Below are 20,044 nucleotides of genomic sequence, written 5' to 3'. Positions count from 1 at the left end.
AACGAGTGGTCTTGTCGGCGGTGTGCCTGTTCGCTGCCATGATGGGTTTCGCGTGCCTTTCATTCCATTTGCCTTCGGTCCGCAGACCGGATGCGAAATGCAAAAAATAACCCCACTATTGTAGCCATACCTTTCGGTTGGTAACCGTCGCTTTCGGAAAATTCGGGTGGGGAGGAAAAGGGGACGGGATAAAGACCGCGACAAGGGGATGAGCGGGAAGATCAGGTTGGTCGGTCGGGTCGGTCGGACTGGGGCGGGCCGGATTGGTCGGACCGGTCAGAATGGTCGGTCCAGATATCCTTCAAAGCCCCCTTGGTAGCGTGTCGCCATCGAATGCATGGTAGATTAGAGCCAACCGACCGGTTGGTATAGGGTGTCAGAGATGAGATCCGGCTGATCGGAAGGTCCGTCATCAAGGCATTGCAGCCGACGATGACCGCAGACGCACAGCCCTAAGGAACAGCCCCAACAAGGACGGCGCTGACCGGCATCATCGACCGGTACGGCACCGGCAGACGCGCGGACACGGCCGCGCAGAAAACGAGGACAGCATGAGCGAGAACACCTACCCCTCCGTCAACGATCTCACGCTGGAAGAGAAGGCCAGCCTGACCTCGGGCGGCGACGCCTGGCATCTGCAGGGCGTCGAGTCCAAGGGCATCCCCGGCTACATGATCACCGACGGCCCCCACGGACTGCGTAAGTCCCTCGCCGTCGACACCGGCTCCACCGATCTCAACGACTCCGTTCCCGCCACCTGCTTCCCGCCCGCCGCGGGCCTCTCCAGCTCCTGGAACCCCGAACTCACCCACAAGGTGGGCGAGGCCATGGCCGAGGAATGCATTCAGGAGAAGGTCGCCGTCATCCTCGGACCCGGCGTGAACATCAAGCGCAATCCGCTCGGCGGCCGCTGCTTCGAATACTGGTCCGAGGACCCGCTGCTGGCCGGCCATGAGGCGGCCGGACTGGTCGAAGGCGTCCAGTCCAAGGGCGTGGGCACCTCCCTCAAGCACTTCGCCGTGAACAATCAGGAGACCGACCGACTGCGCGTGGACGCCCGCGTCCCCCAGCGCGCCCTGCGGGAGATCTACTTCCCGGCCTTCGAATACATCGTCAAGAAGGCCCAGCCGTGGACGATCATGTGCTCGTACAACCGGATCAACGGCGTGCACTCCTCCCAGAACCACTGGCTGCTCACCGACGTGCTGCGTGGCGAATGGGGCTATCAGGGCATCGTGATGAGCGACTGGGGTGCCGCGCACGACCGCGTCGCCTCGCTGAACGCCGGCCTGAACCTCGAAATGCCGCCGAGCTTCACCGACGACAAGATCGTCTACGCCGCCCGAGACGGCCGCATCGCCCCCGAGCAGCTCGACCGCATGGCCCAGGGCATGATCGACCTGATCGACAAGACCCGCGCCGCCATGAGCATCGACGGCTACCGTTTCGACGTCGACGCCCACGACGAGGTCGCCCATCAGGCCGCCATCGAATCCATGGTGCTGCTCAAGAACGACGACGCCGTCCTGCCGCTGGCCCACGACGCCAAGGTCGCCGTGATCGGCGAGTTCGCCCGCACCCCGCGTTATCAGGGCGGCGGCTCCTCGCACATCACCCCCACCAAGATGACCGGCTTCCTCGACACGCTCGCCGCCCGCGGCATCGACGCCACGTTCGCCCCCGGATTCACCCTCGATCTCGAGGATCAGGATCCGGCGCTGACCGCCGAGGCCGTGGAGGCCGCCAAGGGCGCCGACGTGGTGCTGATGTTCCTCGGTCTGCCCGAGGCCGCGGAATCCGAGGGCTTCGACCGCGAGAACATCGACATGCCCGCCAAGCAGATCGACCTGCTCAAGGCCGTGGCCGCCGAGAACACGAACGTGGTCGTGGTGCTGTCGAACGGTTCGGTCGTCTCCGTGGCGCCGTGGGCCGAGAACGCCAAGGGCATTCTGGAATCCTGGCTGCTCGGTCAGGCCGGCGGCCCGGCGCTGGCCGACGTGATCTTCGGCGAGGTGAGCCCCTCCGGCAAACTGGCCCAGTCCATTCCGCTGAACATCCTGGACGATCCGAGCATGCTCAACTGGCCCGGTGAGGAAGGCCATGTGGACTACGGCGAGGGCGTGTTCGTCGGCTACCGCTACTACGACACCTACGGCAAGGCCGTGGACTACCCGTTCGGCTTCGGCCTCTCCTACGCCAGCTTCGCGATCTCCGACGTGACCGTCGGCAAGACCGGCGCGAACACCGCGTCCGTGACCGCCACGGTGACCAACACCTCCGACGTGGACGGCGCCGAGGTCGTGCAGGTGTACGTCGCGCCCGGCAAGGCCGACGTGGCCCGGCCGGTCCACGAGCTCAAGGGCTTCGCGAAGGTCTTCCTGACCGCCGGCGAATCGAAGACCGTGACCATCGACCTCGACGAGCGCGCCTTCGCCTACTGGTCCGAGAAGTTCAACGACTGGCACGTCGAGGCCGGCGAATACGGCATCGAGGTCGGCACCAGCTCCCGCGACATCGCGGCCACGGTCACCGTCGAGCTGGACGGTGACGGCAAGGCAATGCCGCTGGACGAGTGGAGCACCTTCGCCGAGTGGAAGTCCGACGAGATCGGTTCCGGCATCGTCGAGCAGATGAAGGCCAAGGGCGCGGCCGGCGAACTGCCGCAGCTGCCCGACAACGACATGATGAACATGTTCCTCGACTCCATGCCGATCAACAGCCTCACCACGCTGCTCGGCGAGCCCGGCAAGGCCGTCACCGCCTTCCTGCTCGACGAATACGGCAAGGCCGTGGCCGAGGTCTGATGCCCGACCTCCGTCGGGTCCCCGAAAACCCCGCCTCACGACACCCGGATCATGGGGCGGGGTTTTGTTTCAGTGATATTATCTAATAGAAGGTAGATAGAAGCCTGTCGACCGGCGATGACCGCCGGCGGCATTCAATGAGGAAGGCAACGCCATGGCTGATACCGCAACCACCAATGATCTGCCCTACAAGAACCCCGATCTGCCGGTCGACGAGCGTATCGCCGATCTGCTCTCCCGCATGACGCTGGAGGAGAAGGTCGGACAGATGATGCAGCTCGACGCCCGCATGGGCAACCTCGACGAGCTGATCGTCGACAAGCACGTCGGCTCGATCCTGCACACCAGCCCCGACGATCTGCCCCGCGCGGTCGAAACCGTGAACACCAAGACCCGCCTCGGCATCCCGCTGGTGATCGGCGACGACTGCATCCACGGCTACTCGTTCTGGCCGGGAGCCACGATCTTCCCCGAACAGCTCGGCATGGCCGTCTCCTGGGATGCCGACAAGGTCGAGGCCGCGGCTCGCGCCACCGCCGAGGAGGTCTCTACCACCGGCGTGCATTGGACGTTCTCTCCGGTGCTGTGCATCGCCCGCGACACCCGCTGGGGTCGCGTCGGCGAAACGTTCGGCGAGGATCAGCATCTGATCGGCGAGATGGCCTCCGCGATGGTCAAGGGATATCAGGGCGGGGCCAAGGCGGGCGAGCCGCTGGGCAAGGACGCGATCCTCGCCACCGCCAAGCACTTCGCCGGTTACTCCGAAACCCAGGGAGGCCGCGACGCCTCCGAGGCCGACCTCTCCCACCGCAAGCTGGCGAGCTGGTTCCTCCAGCCGTTTGAGCGCGTGGCCAAGGAAGGCTGCGGCACGTTCATGCTCGGCTACGAATCCATCGAAGGCGTGCCGGTGACGTTCAACAAGTGGCTGCTGTCCGACATGCTGCGCGGCGCCTGGGGCTACAACGGCACGCTGATCACCGACTGGGACAACGTCGGCCGTTCCGTGTGGGAGCAGAAGGTGCAGCCCGACTACGTGCACGCCGCCGCGGCCGCGGTGAAGGCCGGCAACGATCTGGTCATGACCACTCCGCAGTTCTACGAGGGCGCGATCGAAGCGGTGAAGACCGGTCTGCTCGAGGAGTCGCTGCTCGACGAGGCCGTCTCCCGCATTCTGGCGCTGAAGTTCCGCCTCGGCCTGTTCGAGGATCCGCGTCTGCCCGACCCCGAGCGCATCAAGGCCGTGATCGGTTCGGCCGAGCACGCGCAGGTGAACCTCGACCTCACCCGCGAATCCGTGGCGCTGCTGCGCAACGACGGCGCCCTGCCGTTCGAGATCCCGGCCGCGGGCGGTGCCGCCGGGGCTTCGGCTTCCGCGAAGAAGATCGCCGTGATCGGACCGCTGGCCGATGACGCGCAGACCCAGCTCGGCGATTGGGCCGGCAACTCCGGTCAGGTGAACTGGATGCCGGACGGTCATCCGCGCGAGACGATCACCACCGTGCTCGACGGCTTCCGCGAGCTGGCTCCCGCCGATTGGGAGGTTACCTACTCCCGCGGCGCGAACATCGTGGACCTTGTGCCCGATCCGGAAGGCGAGACCTACCCGGACGGCCAGCCGCGTCCGAAGGTCGGTGTGCCGGCTCCGGTCGATCAGGCCCTGCTTGACGAGGCCGTGGCCGCCGCCCGCGAATCCGATCTCGTCGTGGCCGTGGTCGGCGACGTGATCCAGCTGATCGGCGAGACCTGCTCCACCGGAACGCTGGAACTGCTCGGTGGCCAGAACGCGCTGCTCGAGGCATTGGCGAACGTGGCCGCCGAAACCGGCAAGCCGCTGGTCGTGGTGCTGATGAGCTCCAAGCCGCAGGTACTGCCGGACTGCGTGCTGGGGGAGCGGGCCGTGAACGGCGTGATCAAGCGCGAGGATTCGTTCCCCGCCGCCGACGCGCTGCTGTGGGCTCCGAGCCCGGGCATGAAGGGTGGCCAGGCGATCGCCGAGATCATCCTCGGCGTCACCGAGCCGAGCGGCCGTCTGCCGATCACCTTCCCGCGTCACGCCGGCCAGCTGCCGATGTACTACAACCAGATCCGTGGCCAGCATGGCAACCGGTACGCCGATCTGACGCAGGATCCGGCATTCGCGTTCGGTGAGGGTCTGGGCTACACCACCTTCGAATACGGCGACATCGAAATCGAGGGCGGCGATGCGCCGTTCTCCGCCGACGACGTGGTGCGTGCCACCGTGCCGGTGACGAACACCGGCGAACGCGCCGGCGTGGAAGTGGTGCAGGCGTACATCGGCGACATCGTCACTTCGGTGAGCTGGACCGATCGCGAGCTCAAGGCGTTCAAGCGAGTGGAGATCGCGCCGGGGGAGACCAAGCGCGTCGAGATCGAGATTCCGGTGTCGGCATGCACGATCGTGGACGCCGAGGTGAATCGCATCGTGGAGCCCGGCGAATTCGAGCTGCTGATCGGTCACTCGTCGCGTCGAGAGGATCTCAAGCGCGCCGTGTTTACCGTGAAGTAGGTGTGAAGTAGCGGTATTCACCGTGAAGTAACCGGCGAGCGAAAAACGGGGCTCCGGTTCGGGGAATGCGAGCATGTTCCCGGACCGGAGCCCCGTTTTTTTTGACCTATCTCCGTTCTTGGGGCACTTTTTGGGGGTCTGCGGACACCTATCTCCATTCTTTGGGGCTGTTGGCGACCGATACTTGAAGTACGGCCGTTGTGATTTCAAGGCTTATACATGGAATGCCGGCGAAAAAAGACCCTCAGAATACAGATAGGTGTCTGCAAGCGGCCAAATCCGCCCCAAGGAATGGAGATAGGTCGGGGCGGTGACTGAACTCGGCCTAGAGCTAGCGCAACCGGAGCGCCTGGCGCGACTTAGAACTTCGTGAGGTCGAGCACCATGCGGCCGCGGATCTTGCCGTCGTTCATCTCGTCGAAGATGTCGTTGATCTCCTCCGGGCGACGCATCTGGCAGCGCGGCACGACCTTGCCCTCAAGACCGAACTGGAACGCCTCGGCCAGATCCTTGCGGGTGCCGACGAGGGAGCCGGTCACCTGAATGCCGTTGAGCACGGTGCTGGGGATGTCGAGGTTCAGCGTGCCTTCGGGCACGGCGACCGCGGTGAGGCGTCCGCCCGCGCGCAGGGCCTTGGCCGCGTTGTTGTAGGCGGCAGCGGCCACGGCGGTCACCACCGCGGCGTGAACGCCTCCCACCTGCTCGGCCGCGAACTCGCCCAGATCGGTTTCGGCCGGATTCACCACCAGATCCGCGCCGAGCTCCTTGGCGAACTCCAGCTGACGATCGTTCACATCGGCGGCGATCACCTTCGCGCCGAACACATTCTTGGCATACTGCAGCGCCAGATTGCCCAGACCGCCGAGGCCGATGACCAGCAGCCACTCACCCGGCTTGATGCCGGAGGCCTTGACCGCGGAGTAGGTGGTCACGCCGGCGCAGGTGATGCTGCTGGCGGCGTCGGAGGGCAGGCCTTCGGGAACCTTCACCGCGTAGTCGGCGGTGACGATGCACTGCTGGGCCATGGCGCCGTCGACGGAGAATCCGGCGTTCTTCACGGTGCGACACAGGGTCTCGCGGCCGGTGATGCAGTACTCGCAGTGTCCGCAGCCCTCGAAGAACCATGCCACGCTGGCGCGGTCGCCCACCTTGAGCGAGGTGACGCCTTCGCCGACCTCGACCACGCGGCCGATGCCCTCATGGCCGAGGGTGACGCCGGAGACGTCGCCGAAGTCCTGATCCTTCACATGCATATCGGTGTGGCATACGCCGCAGCATTCCATTTCGAGTCGCGCCTCGCCGTAGCCGAGCGGGCGCAGCTCCTTCTCTACGATGGCGGCCTTCTTGTCCGGGGTTGCAACGATCGCCTTCATGGGTGAAACTCCTTTGTTCGGTGATGGTGGTTGTCGTTGGGTGTAGTGTCGGGGTTGGGGTGATGATGTTGGGTTGGTTATGGTTGTCGGTCGGCGGCTCCGGGTGGAGCAGCCGGTATGGATCGGGCGAAGTCGGGGGTTTCGGAATGGGCCACAATGTCCGTTCCTCGGCCGCGTCCCCGAACTGACGTCGGGTTTTGACTCCGTGGATACATGGTGTAATCTGGTTCGTAGATGGTTCTTGCTGTGCTTCATCGTTGAACCAAACCGTAGTAAACAATCTAGCCTGTCGAAACGGCGTTGTCAATCCGTCGGCTCGGCGTATGTCGCGTCGGGCTCCGAGGCATGGTTCGGGTCGTGGTGTCAAGGCGCTGTGCCGGACGTGCCCGAAACGACCACGATCGACATGACCACGATCGAAACGACCACGATCGAACGTTTCAGAACAGGACGGTGAATACAATGTGGGTAATCGAAGGGTGGATGCCGTAATTATCGTCCCCCCCCCCCATGCAAATGATCGAGAGGGCAGAGCCATGGTGAAGAGTGTGACGATCGCCGACGTCGCCGCGGAGGCGGGGGTGTCGACCAAGACGGTGTCGAATGTCATCAACCGCACCGGCCGTATGAGCGACGAGACCCGCGAGCGGGTCGAGGAGGTCATCAACCGACTGGGGTATCGCATCAACAAGTCGGCGCAGGCCCTGCGATCCGGAGCCACCAAACTGCTCGGCCTCGCCGTTCCCGGGTTCACTAATCCATTCTTCGGCCTGTTCTGCGACGAGGTCTCCAGCTATGCGCGCAGCAAGGGCTACGGCGTGGTGATCAGCACCTACGGCAACATGGACGAAGGTCTCGATGGTCTGATCGACGAAACCTACCACGTCAACGCGGACGGGTGGATCTTCCTCACCGACCGCCCGCTGAAGAAGCGCGGATCGGTGCTGCGGCAGTCGTATCCGGTGGTGCTCACCGGCGATTTCCCGGCGTTCGCGCAGGCGGATTCCGTGTCCATGCCCGACGCCGACGGCGCTGAATACGCGACGACCTGGCTGCTGGACCACGGCTGTAAGCGCGTGGCGTTCCTCGGTACGCCGCCGGACCTGTTCGGCAAGAAGGGCGTGGCCGACAAGGCCAAGCTGGAGGAAATGCTGGTGAAGCATGAGGGCAACATGAGCCTGCGCTTCCGCGGATACATCCGGGCTCTGCGGGAGAAGGGCATTGATCTCGACTGGGATCTGGTCGTGCCCTGCGACTTCATGGACCGCGAATCCGGCGAAGGGGCGATGGAGGCGCTGCTGGACCGCGGCGTGAAGGTGGACGGCGTGTTCTGCGCCAACGACATCATCGCGCTCGGGGCGATGTCGGTGCTGAAGCTGCGGCACATCTCGGTGCCGGATGAGATGCAGATGATCGGCTTCGATAACACCCGCGATTCCGGCCACTGCACGCCCTCGCTCACCACGATCGATCCGTTCGCCTGGCAGTACGCGCAGATGTCCGTGGACTGCCTGCTGCGGCGTATCGCCGGTGACAAGGAAAAGCCCGGCCTCTACACCACCGGCTTCCGCCTCGTCGAGCGCGGCTCCACCGTCAAGGCCTGACGATTAGGACTTAGAGCTTGCTGTGGTTCAGCGGCGGAACTGCATGCCTCGCTGCGGTCACCGCCTGACAATTGAGACGTATAGCCTGGTGTGGCTGGTGAACTTTGGTCTTGCCTTGGTTCTGGCGGCCTATGGTTCTGCCATGCGTGAGATGGTCATCGACCCTGATTGCTTTATCCTCACCTCATCAGTCAGCCTTGCGGCTGCCAGCTTCCCCTCAAGGGGAAGCCGATTGGGCAGCTTCCTGCAGCCTTCCCCTTGAGGGGAAGGTGGCCGACAAAGTCGGTCGGATGAGGTGACAAGCGGTCGTTCGGGGAACGGGATCGGGCATAGAGAAAGCCCTTCCGGGGAGGAATCGGAAGGGCTTTCTGGTATCAGGCGACCGGGAAGAAGGAAGGAAGGGAGTGCGATCGCCCGAAGATCGGGGTATCCGCGTCAGACGGTTTTGAAGTCGGGGACTTCGTTGGTCTCGATGCGGCGGCGGCGCTCCTTGTACAGCGGCAGGGGCTCGACGGGTTCGTCGTCGCGGAACCAGGCGTACGGGTCGGTCGAGGCGACCAGCGCGAAGTTCGCCCACGCGGTCAGGGAGCCGGAGCGGATCACGACCTTGGCCTTGGGCGCCCACTCGGCGATGAGCTCCTCGTGGGGCGCGGGGATGAACTCGGCGCCCGAGCCGGTGTAGATTTCCTGCACGTCCTTGTAGAGCGCGGGGTACTCGGTCTTGACCTCGGGGGCGAAGCGCACCTCCTCGACGAACATGTGCTGGCGCAGGACGCGCAGGATCTCGAGCACGTCGACCGTGCCGGCGGTCAGGCCGAGGTCGACGATGTTGGCGTCCTTGGGGATCGGGAAGCCCGCGTCGGTGACGAGCACGACGTCGGTGTGTCCCAGGGTGGCGAGGGCTCCGGCGAGCTTGGCGTTGAGGATCTTGTTGGGCTGCATGATTCACTCCTTCGTGAATGTGATTGGCCGATTGGCCATGAATGTGATTACTGGTACGGCCGGTATGACCGTAGGCCGGGTGGCGTGCAACGGATGTGCGATGGTGGTGCGCAGCGGTATGCGTCAGTGTGAATGCCGTGGAACACCATGGGAAACGGTGTGTGAAACACTCGATGTTTCACGTGAAACATCATCGCCGATAGACGTGAAACATCGAGATCGTGACGGATGAAGGACTGAGACCGGGCGTCTCTGCCGATCAGTCCTTATGGGCGAGGAAGTCGTCGACCTGTTTGCGGTTGTGGTACGAGGGGATAGTCTCCCATTCGGTGCAGCACAAGGCGCCCACGGCCGAGGCGAACCGGGCCGCGGCGGCCAGGTCGCCGTCCCCGTTCTGCTCGCCGAGCGCGACGCACAGGCCGGCGTTGAAGCTGTCGCCCGCGCCGTTGGAGTCGACCACGTCCACGCTGAAGGGCGGCACCTCGACCGAGGCGTCGCGGGTGAACACGCCCGCGCCCTTGTCGCCGAGGGTCATCACCACGGCACCCGCGCCGCGGTCCATGAGCATCGCGGCGATCTCCTCGTTGCCGATCGGATCGTCGGGGGCGAGACCGACGCACACGCGCGCCTCGGTCTCGTTCGGGGTGATGATGTCCACGTCGGACAGGTCCACGTCGGTCAGCGGCACGGCGGGCGCGGGGTTGAGCACGGTGGTCACGCCCTTCTCCTTGCAGCGCTTCATGGCGTGCAGGGCGGTGTCGAGCGGGATCTCAAGCTGGGCGAGGGCCACGTCGCAGCCGGCGAGGGAGTCGAGGTTCGCGTCGATGTCGGCGGGTGAGAACTCGCCGTTGGCGCCCATGTCGACGACGATGACGTTGCGGGCGTCCTTGTCCTTGACGATCAGGCCCACGCCGGTGGGCTGGGTGTCGGTGACGCGCACGCCGTCGGTGGCGATGCCCTCGTCGGCGAGCAGACGCTGGAACTCATGGCCGAAGTTGTCGTCGCCGACCACGCCCACGTAGGTGACGTCGGCGTCGAGGCGGGCGGCCTGGACGGCCATGTCGCTGCCCTTGCCGCCGTAGGTCTCGCGGTAGTCGCGGCCGATGAGGGTCTCGCCGGGCTGGGGGATGCGGTCGGCCGTCATCACCAATGCCTTGGCGTACGAGCCGATGATGCCGAGTTTCATGAGGATCAGCTCCTTTGCTGATGAAAATGAAAAAACGAAAGGATGAATGCGGGCACGGATGGTGCCCGGAATCAATGCGCACGAACGTCGGACGGCACGGCGCGATACGGGGAGGTGCGGGCGGTACGGACGAACGGTTGCGGATATGGCGATCGATGAGGATCGATACAGATGAATCAGGTCCCCCGCGAAGGTGCGGGGGACCCGTCAGAGAGAAGAGGAGATTGAGAACAAGGAAGGGGAAGATTTAGTAGGCGTTTTCGTCGCCGACCAGGCCGTCCACGATCTGGGTGGCGGAGCTGGTGCCCACGAGCTCGGCGCCGGCCTCGAACAGGGCCTTCATCTTCTCCAGGGAGTTGACCTTGCCGGAGACCTTGACGCGGGTGACGTCGTTGGCCGCGGCGGCCAGGATCTTCACGTCGTCCACGGTCGCGGCGCAGCCGCCCACGCCCCAGCCGGAGGAGTTCTTGATCCAGTCGATGCCGGAGGCCACGGCGATCTCGGAGGCCTTCTTCTTCAGGTCGTCGGTCAGGAAGCCGAACTCGAGCATGGCCTTGCAGCGCAGGCCCTCCTCGTGGGCGATGCGCACGATGGTGTTGAGCTCCTCGGCGTACTTGTCGACCTCGCCGCCGATCAGCAGGCCGGGGTTCGGCGGGAAGTCGAACTCCTGGGCGCCGGTCTTGGCCAGCTCGCGCAGGGCGGCGATCTTCATCGGCAGGGTGTCGTTGGCCTGCGGGAAGTTCAGGGTGGTGGCCACGGACACGTCGGTGCCCTTGAGGATCTCGGCGGCCAGATCACAGTAGCAGGGGGCGATCATCGCGGCGTCGAACCCGTACTCGGCGCAGGTCTCGACGTGCTTGATGACCTGCTCGCGGGTGAGGTTCGGGTTGACGTTGGTGTACTGGATCGCCTTGGCGATCTGCTTCTTGTCGTTGAAATCAATCATGGTTTCTTCTTTCCTGATAGTTGGTTGATTTTTTGATAGGTCTTCAGGAGAGCTCTGAGGAGCTCGGTTAAGTTCTTGATGATTCCTGTTTTGCTTCATCGTTGAACCAAACGGTACTATCATTTAAACCCGATCGTCGGAGAATGTCAAACTTCCGACACGCCGAACCGAATAATGGTGATATCGCCGCGGAGGCAGGGGAGCGCCCGGAGCGATGCGGGGCGAGTGCGGCACTGTGGAAAGGTCTTAGGAGAGAGAGCACCACAAAACAGGCCTGGTCGATATTTGGCGTCTTCGCCCGCTCCCAGCGCTTCAGCCTTTGAAGCAGAGCGGATTTCGGTATCAGCTCTGCAATATTCTCCGAAACGGAATCACCGGTGTTTTGTGGCATTGTCCTTCAGGCCGTCCGTCCGGTATCACCCCGAAAACACCATGGCGTGTCGGTGGTTTGACATTCCGGAAAAATAACGGTTTAATAAAAGTCACCGATGGTTCAACGATGAAGCAGAAGAAGAATCTTGGAGAACCGAAAACGAATTGAAATCGACTCTGACGTCGATTCGGATTCGAACCACTCTCCGAAGTTCACTCAGCAAGCCGTGTTCGCGCGGCCGTCCATAAGCATACCGCCAACAACAATCGTGACAACGTAGTTTTTCCGAACGCCAGGGAGGTTCGAGATGGGTTCCTATCGACTTGAGGTGCATGTCAGCCCGGCGGGCTCCCCGTACGGCGACGGCAGCAAGGACTATCCGACCCGCACGCTGGACGCGGCCCTCGCCATCGTCCGCAGACTGCGCGTGCGCACCCAACCCGTCACCGTGTGGATGCACGGCGGCGACTACGAACTCGAGCACACGCTGGAGCTCACCGCGGCCGACAGCGGCATCACCTTCGCCGCCTGGTCTGGCGACACCGGCGACACCGGCGCCGCACCCGAATCCGTCCGCGTCACCGGTGGCGAAACCATCAGCGACTGGCATGAGGACTCCATCGACGGCAATCCCGTCTGGGTGGCCGAGGTCAGCCCTTCGGCCGGCCGCACGCTGTACGTCAACGGCGAACGCGTACCCCGCCCCCGTCTTCCCCACGACGGCTACCTGCGCGTCGCCTCCCAGAAGGGCCTCGACGTCAACGCCGATCTCAACTCCACCCTGTTCAGCGGCGCCAGCGCCTTCACCTTCGACGCCTCCGCCTCCGAATACGCCGAGGAACTGGGCCGCATCAAGGCTTGGCCCGGCATGGAGGCCGTGATCCCGCACTTCTGGATCGAGGAGCGTCTGCCGATCAAGCACATCGATGCCGCCAGCGGTGAGATCACCTCCGACTACCAGACCATGCTGTGCCTCAAGGATGGCGACGGCGACGCCATGGCCCGCTTCTACCTCGACGGCGTGGCCGAGGAGCTCGGCAAGCACGAGCACGAGTGGCTGCTCGACCGCGACGGCCAGCTCGCCACCGACTTCCATCCCAACGGCTACGGCCGCAGCGTGGTGCTGTACGCGCCGGGAGCCGACGACGTCATCGACGACTTCACCGCCGTGATCCCTCGCGTCGGCCAGCTCGTCACCATCACCGGCAGCGCACCCGACGCCGCACCCGCATCCGCAACCGCCACCGCCGCGACCGCAACCGCCGGCCCCGACGCCATCGCCCACGACATCCACTTCGACAACGTGGCCTTCGCCTACGCCGACTGGTCCCAGGCCCCGGCCGCACGCCCGCCGTTCCAGATGCGCGAGGATCCGGTGCTCGACCCCGACGTGCTGTACGCCTCCGATCCGCAGGCCGCCTCCACCGTCCCCGGCTGCATCGGCCTCACCTTCGCCGAGGACTGCACCTTCACCGGCTGCTCGGTCGAACACGTCGCCGGCTACGCCATCCGCCTCGACCGCGGCGTCCGCGGCACGCTGATCTCCGGCTGCACGATGCGCGACCTCGGTGCCGGCGCCCTGGCCTGCGGCGGCGACCCGAACCCGCGCGACCCCGGCTTCAACACCTGCAACGAAATCAGCGACTGCACGATCAGCGACGGCGGCAAGGTCTACCCGCACGCCGTGGCCGTGCTCATGCGCCACGGTTCGCACAACACGGTGGCCCACAACGAGATCAGCCGCTTCCACTCGAGCGCCATCGCCTGCGGCTGGCGCTGGGACTATGGCGAGAACCACAGCACGTTCAACCGCATCGAGGGCAACCACATCCACCATCTCGGCGGCCCGAAGCTCGACTGGTTCGGCGCGATCTATACGCTCGGCGTCTCCCCGGGAACCGTGGTGAGGAACAACCTGATCCACGACGTCCGGGCCGCGCAGTTCGGCGGCTGGGGCATCCTCGTCGACCCGGCCACCTCGGGAATCGAGTTCAGCGGCAACGTGATCCACCACGTCTCCAGTGAGTGCCTGCACATCAAGACCGGCCTGAACAACATCGTCACCGGCAATCTGCTGGCCCACGGCGGCACCGGACAGATGTCCCTGGCCGTGCCGGAGGACCACACCGCGGCCGTGGTCATGCACAACGTGATCGTCGGCGACGGCACCCCGGCCTTCGCGGGCAGCCCCGGATCGGCAAGCGTGGCGGGCATCAACCTGCTGTCGGACGCCAACATGATCTGGGACGAGACCGACGGCGAACACGCCATGATCGCCGCGGACGGCACCCTCGCCAAGGACGCCGACGGCTCCGAACACTGGACCCGCACCGCCGATCAGGGCGAGGCTTGGGCGGCCAAGGGCAACGACGTGCATTCGGTCGTCGCCGATCCGCAGGTCTCCTTCAACGCCGACGGATCGGTCACCCTGCACGACGAGTCCGCATGGAAGGCGCAGGGCATCGCCCCGGTCTTCTCCGGCACGCAGGGTCCGCGCCCGATCGACCAGCGATAGACGCACCACAGCAACAGCAACCAACAGCAACCAACAGCAACCAAGGCATCAACCAAAGGCAGGCAATCATGAAGATCACGGGATACCGGTCCATCCACACCGTGCACAACTGGGGCCACCCCATCGGCGACGTCAACGGATCCATCGAATCCGGCGTCACCGAAGTGCCGATCCTCATCGTCGAGACTGACGAGGGCATCGAGGGCATCGGCCTCGGCGGGCACAACGGCATCGAACGCGTGTTCCCCGCCGTCGAAGGCGAGGATCCCCGCGCCGTGACCGCACTGTACGACCGAATGCTCGGCCAGGTGTTCAAGAGCGGCCACGCGGGCGAGGTGTTCGGCGCGATCGGCGTGCTCGACATGGCCCTGTGGGATCTCAAGGCCAAGATCGCCGGCGAACCGCTGTGGCGCACGCTCGGCGCTCGCGACCGGTTCGTCCCCGGATACGCCTCCTGCCTCGACGGCCCGGTCCCCGAAGCCGATCTGCCCGCCCTGTGGGGCGAGTGGGCCGACCGCGGATTCCACGCCGTGAAGGTCAAGGGCGGGGCCGACATGGACGCCGACCTGCGCAGGCTCCACCTCGCCGAGGAGGTCTTCGGCCGGGGACAGAAGGCCGAGATCTTCTTCGACGTCAACGAGTCGTGGAGCAGCGTGCAGGCCGTCCGCCGACTCAAGCGCATCGAACGCGAGATCGACCTCGCGTGGATCGAGGAGCCGGCCCGCCGCTGGGACGCCGACGGTCTGCGTCATGTGCGCGAGCACGTGGATACCCCGGTCGCGTCCGGCGAGAACCTGACAGGTCTGGAACAGTTCAAGCCGCTCATCGACGCCAAGGCCGTCGACGTGGTGCAGACCGGCAGCTGCTGGGGCATCACCCACGCCCTGCGAGTGGCCAACTACGCGTTCGCCAACCATCTGCCGTACAGCCCGGTCGGATACAACGCGAACCCGGTGGCCGCGGCCGCCGCCTCCATGCCGAACCACATGATCATCGAGATCCAGGCGCTCACCCCGCCGATCGGCATCACCAGCGACCAGACCATCGAAGACGGCGGCATCGTGCTCGGCGACGAGCCCGGTCTCGGCTACAGCGTCGACGAGCAGGCCATCGCCGAGGAACGCCGCGCCGGCACCTGGACGATCGCCGCCGGACCGCACGTCCGCCCGGCCAACGCCGGATTCCGCCTCTGACCGATCAGCCCGATCAGCCAGTCACCCGGTCGGCCGATTCGATCAGCCAGTCGATCCGATCAGCCGATCAGTCCCCAATACCCATCCCAACAACCGAACAACCGAAAACCGATCACAGACACCATCACATAACAAAGGAGTTACTCACATGGAAACCAGGAAGCTCGGCAACACCGGTCTCGAAGTCCCGATCCTCAGCGTTGGCGGCGCCCCGCTCGGCGGCGAATACGGCGAAGTCAATCAGGATCTCGTCAACGAGACCATCCAGGTGGCCTTCGAAAACGGCATGAACCTCATCGACACCTCGCCGTGGTACGGCCGTACCCAGTCCGAGAAGAACATCGGCGTCGGCCTCAAGGGCATCGACCGTTCCTCCTACATCATCACCACCAAGTGCGGCCGCTACGAGCCCGGCAAGTGGGACTTCTCCACCGAGCGCATCAAGCGCAGCATCCCGGAGAGCATGGAGCGCCTCGGCCTCGACTACATCGACGTGGTCGAGTGTCACGACATCGAATGGGGCGACATCCACCAGGTGATCGACGAGGCACTGCCCGTCCTGCGCGACTACAAGGAGCAGGGCATGATCGGCTTCATCGGCGTCACCGGCTACGACCTCGACCTGCTGGAGAAGGTCGCCGTCGAGGAGAAGCTCGACACCATGATGACCTACTGCAACTACGATCTGCAGAACCGCAGCCTGCTGCCCGTGGCCAAGCGACTGGCCGAAAAGGGCATCGGCGTGTTCAGCGACTCCCCGCTCTCCATGGGCGCCCTCACCGCCAAGGGAGCGCCGGACTGGCATCCCGCCGACCCCGCGTTCCTGCAGCGCGCCCAGGAAGTGGCCCAGCTGTGCCGCGACGCCGGCACCACCATCGAGCGCGTGGCCATGGAGTTCTCCGTGAACAACCCGGCCGACAGCGGCATCTCCACCACCGTGGTCGGATGCAGCAAGCCGCAGAACGTGCTGCGCAACGTCGCCGAGATCGGCATCCAGCCCGATCCCGAACTGCTCAAGCAGATCGAGGAGATGTTCGCCGACTGGCTCAACGTGAGCTGGGAAGGCCTCAAGCCCCCGAAGGCCGACGAGGACTGAGAGGACATCATGACCGATCAGACCACAGTCTCGCCCGCGACGGCGATCTGTTCGCCCGGCGAAGGCGAGCCGATCGAAATCGTGGACGGCCACGTCCACTTCTGGGACACCACCCGGCTGACCTACGACTGGCTGGCCGAGTGCGGCGACCTCAACGCGCCGATGCTGCCCGACCGTCTCCGCCACGAGATCGAAACCACCGAAACCTCGGTGCCGTTCCGCGTCAAGGGACTCGTGCAGGTGCAGGCCGACGCCGACCCGTCCGAGAACTTCGACGAGATCGCCTGGATCAAGGGCTTCCGCGACGAATACCCCTTCCTCGGCATGGTCGCCTACGCGGCTCTGGAAGACGGCGACGCCGTCGAGGAGACGCTGGCCAAGCTGGAAGCCGACCCGTTCGTCAAGGGCGTGCGCCGCAGCACCCAGAACGAGCCCGAGGACTACGTCCTGCAGCCCGGCTACCTCAAGGGCCTCGAACTGCTCGGCCGCCACGGACTGTCCGCCGACATCTGCGGCCGCGGATTCCAGCTGCCGAACGTCATCAAGGCCCTGCACGAACTGCGCGACCGCGGCGCCGACACCACGATCGTCCTCGACCACGCCGGCAAACCCCGCATCCCCGACTACCCGTTCGAGGACTGGGCCGCCAGCATGAAACAGCTCGCCGAGATCCCCGGAGTCTACTGCAAGCTCTCCGGACTGCTCGCCGAAGTGGCCGACGGCAAGTGGAGCGAGGAGCGGATCCGCCCGTACCTCGAAACCGCACTCGCCACGTTCGGCGAGGACCGCGTGCTGTTCAGTGGCGACTGGCCGATCGTCAAGTTCGTCAACGCCGAATACCGCGACTGGGTGGAAGTGGTGTACGCCACCGCCAGGCAGTCCGGTCCGGCCGCGGTGAAGAAGATCTTCGCCGACAACGCGATCCGCATCTACGGACTGTGACCTTGCGGTCCGTAATCGTACGGACCGTGATCTTACGGACCATGACCCCGTCGGCAACCCCGACGATCATCCGACAACGACCGCTTCCGCCAGCGTCGGCGGGAGCGGCCCCGACCCCAATCAGCAAAAAATCAGAGAACACATATTCAAAGGAGAATATCCATGTCCGCAGCAAACCCCCAGGGCGGTGGAGCCCCGCAGAAGGAAGTCAGCGTCAACGAGAAGGGCAAGCCGGTCTACAAGCTCGGCAAGGGCCTGTACTGGCGACTGATCTGGACCCTGTCCGGCAACTTCCTGTTCCTGCTCGCACTGTACAACGCCGTCATCTCGATCTTCCTGCCGAACCAGGTCGCCAACGTCGTCCAGGGTGACGCGGCGCAGAACACCATCGCGCTCGCATCCATCATGACGGTCTCCTCGTTCATCACGGTGTTCGTGCAGCCGCTCACCGGCGCATTCTCCGACCGTACCCGCTCCAAGATGGGCATGCGAACCCCGTACATCCTCGCCGGTTCGTTCATCGGCGGCTTCGCGATCTGTATGCTGGCTCCGCAGAGCTCCATGATCGGCATCGGCATCTGCTGGGTGATCGCCTCCGTCACGCTGAACATCATGAACGGCCCGCTGGCCACCATCCTCGCCGACCGCGTTCCCGAGGAGAATCGAGGCGTCGCCTCCGGCTACATCGGCGCAGCCCAGACCGGTGGCGGTACGCTCGGCATCATCGCCGCAGGCTGGTTCGCCAACCACACCCTCTCCGGCGGCTACCTGTTCTTCGGTATCGGCATCTTCGTGGTCTGCCTCATCTTCTGCCTGCTCAACCGTGAGCCGAACACCAAGCAGATGGACGTCGAGCCCTTCAACTGGAAGGAATTCTTCAAGGGCTTCTGGGTCTCCCCGAAGAAGAACCCGGACTTCGGCTGGGCCTTCATCGCCCGCTTCGTCATGTACCTCGGCTACCAGGGCGTGGTCGCCTACCAGCTGTACATCCTGCGCTACTACATCGGTCTTGACGACGCCTCCTCCAACACCATCGTCGGCGTGATGTCCACCATCCAGCTGTTCGCCCTGATCATCTCCTCCGTGGTCTGCGGCTACCTCTCCGACAAGTTCCAGGCCCGCAAGCCGTTCGTGTTCATCTCCTCCATCATCATGGCCGTCTCCTACGTGTTCCCGCTGTTCATGCGCACCGAAACCTCCATGCTCATCATGGCCGGCGTGCTCGGCATCGGCTACGGCTGCTACATGTCCATCGACATGGCCCTGATGACCCAGGTGCTCCCGGACAACGGCGAGAACGCCGGCAAGGACATGGGCGTGCTCACCATCGCCACCAACCTCCCGCAGATGCTGGTGCAGCCGCTGGTCGCCGTCCTGATCAGCATCTTCGCCTCCTACGGCTCGGTGTTCATCACCGCCATCATCCTGGTGCTCGCCAGCTCCTTCCTGATCCTGCCGATCAAGAAGGTCAAGTAAGGCCACCGGGAAGACGAAGGAGCATCGCATGGTCCGGGCCCGGCCGGGAGTTGGCTGGGGTTCGGACCGCAATCCCAACGCTTCCTCTGATTGGTTGCTATTCGGCAGGCCGGTGGTTTCGACTCCCGGTCTGCCGATTTCCATGATTTCGCCGGTTTTCGTGACAGACTGGGCAATGATCCGGTCAACGACGATAATCCGGTCGATGACGACAACGTACAAAAGGAGATTTTCATCATGACGGCACGATTCGAAGGCGTGTACTGCCCGTCGATCACCATCACCCACGACGATGGCACGCTCGATCTGGAACTGTGGGGCCAGCACCTCGATCATCTGGCCGAATCCGGGCTCAACGGCGTGCTGCTGTTCGGCAGCATCGGCGAGTTCTTCGCCTACCCGCTGGAGGTGAAGAAGCAGGCCGTCGAATTCGCGGTGAAGCGCGTGGCCGGCCGCATGGACGTGCTGGTCGGCGTCGGCGACACCAACCTGAGCAAGGTGATCGAATTCTCGAAGTACTGCGAGCAGGTCGGCGTGAACGCACTGGTCGCCGTAAGCCCGTACTACTTCGGACCGAGCGACGGGGCCGCCGAGCGTTACTTCGACGCGGTCGCCGAGGCCACCGACCTGCCCGTGATCCTCTACAACTTCCCCGACCGCACCGGCAGCGATCTCAACCCGGCGCTGGTGGCCCGACTGGCCGCCAAGCACGCGAACATCGTCGGCATCAAGGACACGGTCGACACGATCAGCCACACCCGCAAGGTGATCCGCGCGGTCCACGAGGTGAACCCCGATTTCGCCGTGCTCTCCGGATACGACGAGTACTACCTCGTCAACCGAGTCTCCGGCGGCGCCGGCGTGATCTGCGGACTGACCAACGTGGAGCCGGAAACGTACGTCAAGCTGCACCACGCCTACCAGACCGGCGACTACGCCACGGCGATCGAGGCCGCGAAGCGGGTCAGCCATCTGGAGGCCGTGTACGGCTGCGCCGATCTGTTCATCGCCGCGATCAAGGGTGCCGTGAAGGCCAAGGGTCTGCCGATCAGCACGCTGATCCGCGA

The 20,044-nt window shown here is 64.6% G+C and carries 13 protein-coding genes; 9 read left to right on the top strand and 4 right to left on the bottom strand.

The annotated features are described in order from the left end of the window. Nucleotides 1-551: 551 nt before the first annotated feature. Both CSQ87_RS09880 and CSQ87_RS09875 read left to right on the top strand, forming a co-directional pair. Complete coding sequence (locus CSQ87_RS09880; RefSeq protein ID WP_100513714.1) at nucleotides 552-2,804, top strand: exo-alpha-(1->6)-L-arabinopyranosidase; 2,253 nt, start codon at nucleotides 552-554, stop codon at nucleotides 2,802-2,804. 154 nt (nucleotides 2,805-2,958) lie between these two features. Next, nucleotides 2,959-5,331: a glycoside hydrolase family 3 N-terminal domain-containing protein gene (locus CSQ87_RS09875; protein ID WP_100513713.1), complete on the top strand. Its 2,373-nt coding sequence runs from the start codon at nucleotides 2,959-2,961 to the stop codon at nucleotides 5,329-5,331. A 359-nt stretch (nucleotides 5,332-5,690) separates the two neighbouring features. On the opposite strand, the gene adhP is transcribed toward CSQ87_RS09875, so the two are convergent. Then, entirely contained in the window at nucleotides 5,691-6,704 is a 1,014-nt protein-coding gene (adhP, locus tag CSQ87_RS09870) for an alcohol dehydrogenase AdhP (RefSeq protein ID WP_100513712.1), read from the bottom strand. A 536-nt stretch (nucleotides 6,705-7,240) separates the two neighbouring features. On the opposite strand from adhP, the gene CSQ87_RS09865 reads away from it, so the two are divergent. Then, a complete protein-coding gene (locus CSQ87_RS09865) occupies nucleotides 7,241-8,308 on the top strand; it encodes a LacI family DNA-binding transcriptional regulator (RefSeq protein ID WP_100513711.1) in 1,068 nt (355 codons plus the stop codon). Between the two features lie 435 nt (nucleotides 8,309-8,743). On the opposite strand, the gene rbsD is transcribed toward CSQ87_RS09865, so the two are convergent. From rbsD to deoC, 3 genes are all read right to left on the bottom strand, one after another. After that, nucleotides 8,744-9,250 carry a D-ribose pyranase gene (gene rbsD, locus CSQ87_RS09860; RefSeq protein WP_100513710.1) on the bottom strand — a complete coding sequence of 169 codons (507 nt, stop codon included), beginning with the start codon at nucleotides 9,248-9,250 and terminating at the stop codon, nucleotides 8,744-8,746. A 259-nt stretch (nucleotides 9,251-9,509) separates the two neighbouring features. Continuing rightward, nucleotides 9,510-10,436, bottom strand: coding sequence for a ribokinase (locus CSQ87_RS09855; RefSeq protein ID WP_100513709.1), 927 nt, complete (start codon nucleotides 10,434-10,436; stop codon nucleotides 9,510-9,512). A 247-nt stretch (nucleotides 10,437-10,683) separates the two neighbouring features. Next, entirely contained in the window at nucleotides 10,684-11,382 is a 699-nt protein-coding gene (gene deoC / locus CSQ87_RS09850) for a deoxyribose-phosphate aldolase (RefSeq protein WP_100513708.1), read from the bottom strand. 680 nt (nucleotides 11,383-12,062) lie between these two features. Between deoC and CSQ87_RS09845 the strand changes: the two genes are divergently transcribed. The 6 genes from CSQ87_RS09845 to CSQ87_RS09820 all read left to right on the top strand — a co-directional run. Then, a complete protein-coding gene (locus tag CSQ87_RS09845; protein ID WP_100513707.1) occupies nucleotides 12,063-14,270 on the top strand; it encodes a right-handed parallel beta-helix repeat-containing protein in 2,208 nt (735 codons plus the stop codon). Between the two features lie 68 nt (nucleotides 14,271-14,338). Beyond that, nucleotides 14,339-15,463 carry a mandelate racemase/muconate lactonizing enzyme family protein gene (locus tag CSQ87_RS09840; protein WP_100513706.1) on the top strand — a complete coding sequence of 375 codons (1,125 nt, stop codon included), beginning with the start codon at nucleotides 14,339-14,341 and terminating at the stop codon, nucleotides 15,461-15,463. A 148-nt stretch (nucleotides 15,464-15,611) separates the two neighbouring features. Beyond that, nucleotides 15,612-16,559 (top strand): aldo/keto reductase, encoded by a 948-nt coding sequence (locus tag CSQ87_RS09835; protein WP_100513705.1) that lies wholly within the window; start codon nucleotides 15,612-15,614, stop codon nucleotides 16,557-16,559. Nucleotides 16,560-16,568: 9 nt separating this feature from the next. After that, nucleotides 16,569-17,501 carry an amidohydrolase family protein gene (locus tag CSQ87_RS09830; protein ID WP_100513704.1) on the top strand — a complete coding sequence of 311 codons (933 nt, stop codon included), beginning with the start codon at nucleotides 16,569-16,571 and terminating at the stop codon, nucleotides 17,499-17,501. Between the two features lie 162 nt (nucleotides 17,502-17,663). Next, a complete protein-coding gene (locus tag CSQ87_RS09825) occupies nucleotides 17,664-18,977 on the top strand; it encodes an MFS transporter (RefSeq protein ID WP_100513703.1) in 1,314 nt (437 codons plus the stop codon). A 237-nt stretch (nucleotides 18,978-19,214) separates the two neighbouring features. Continuing rightward, nucleotides 19,215-20,044 (top strand): dihydrodipicolinate synthase family protein (locus CSQ87_RS09820; protein WP_100513702.1); only part of this gene is annotated, 830 nt, incomplete at its 3' end.

This window comes from Bifidobacterium simiarum, assembly GCF_002802905.1.
Classification (GTDB): domain Bacteria; phylum Actinomycetota; class Actinomycetes; order Actinomycetales; family Bifidobacteriaceae; genus Galliscardovia; species Galliscardovia simiarum.
This window is presented reverse-complemented; position numbering and strand designations above follow the sequence as displayed.

What these genes read in the sequence shown, in the direction of transcription:
- CSQ87_RS09880 (WP_100513714.1), top strand. Translation starts at nt 552, where the DNA reads ATGAGCGAGAACACCTACCCCTCCGTCAACGATCTCACGCTGGAAGAG.
- CSQ87_RS09875 (WP_100513713.1), top strand. Translation starts at nt 2,959, where the DNA reads ATGGCTGATACCGCAACCACCAATGATCTGCCCTACAAGAACCCCGAT.
- adhP (WP_100513712.1), bottom strand. Translation starts at nt 6,704, where the DNA reads ATGAAGGCGATCGTTGCAACCCCGGACAAGAAGGCCGCCATCGTAGAG.
- CSQ87_RS09865 (WP_100513711.1), top strand. Translation starts at nt 7,241, where the DNA reads ATGGTGAAGAGTGTGACGATCGCCGACGTCGCCGCGGAGGCGGGGGTG.
- rbsD (WP_100513710.1), bottom strand. Translation starts at nt 9,250, where the DNA reads ATGCAGCCCAACAAGATCCTCAACGCCAAGCTCGCCGGAGCCCTCGCC.
- CSQ87_RS09855 (WP_100513709.1), bottom strand. Translation starts at nt 10,436, where the DNA reads ATGAAACTCGGCATCATCGGCTCGTACGCCAAGGCATTGGTGATGACG.
- deoC (WP_100513708.1), bottom strand. Translation starts at nt 11,382, where the DNA reads ATGATTGATTTCAACGACAAGAAGCAGATCGCCAAGGCGATCCAGTAC.
- CSQ87_RS09845 (WP_100513707.1), top strand. Translation starts at nt 12,063, where the DNA reads ATGGGTTCCTATCGACTTGAGGTGCATGTCAGCCCGGCGGGCTCCCCG.
- CSQ87_RS09840 (WP_100513706.1), top strand. Translation starts at nt 14,339, where the DNA reads ATGAAGATCACGGGATACCGGTCCATCCACACCGTGCACAACTGGGGC.
- CSQ87_RS09835 (WP_100513705.1), top strand. Translation starts at nt 15,612, where the DNA reads ATGGAAACCAGGAAGCTCGGCAACACCGGTCTCGAAGTCCCGATCCTC.
- CSQ87_RS09830 (WP_100513704.1), top strand. Translation starts at nt 16,569, where the DNA reads ATGACCGATCAGACCACAGTCTCGCCCGCGACGGCGATCTGTTCGCCC.
- CSQ87_RS09825 (WP_100513703.1), top strand. Translation starts at nt 17,664, where the DNA reads ATGTCCGCAGCAAACCCCCAGGGCGGTGGAGCCCCGCAGAAGGAAGTC.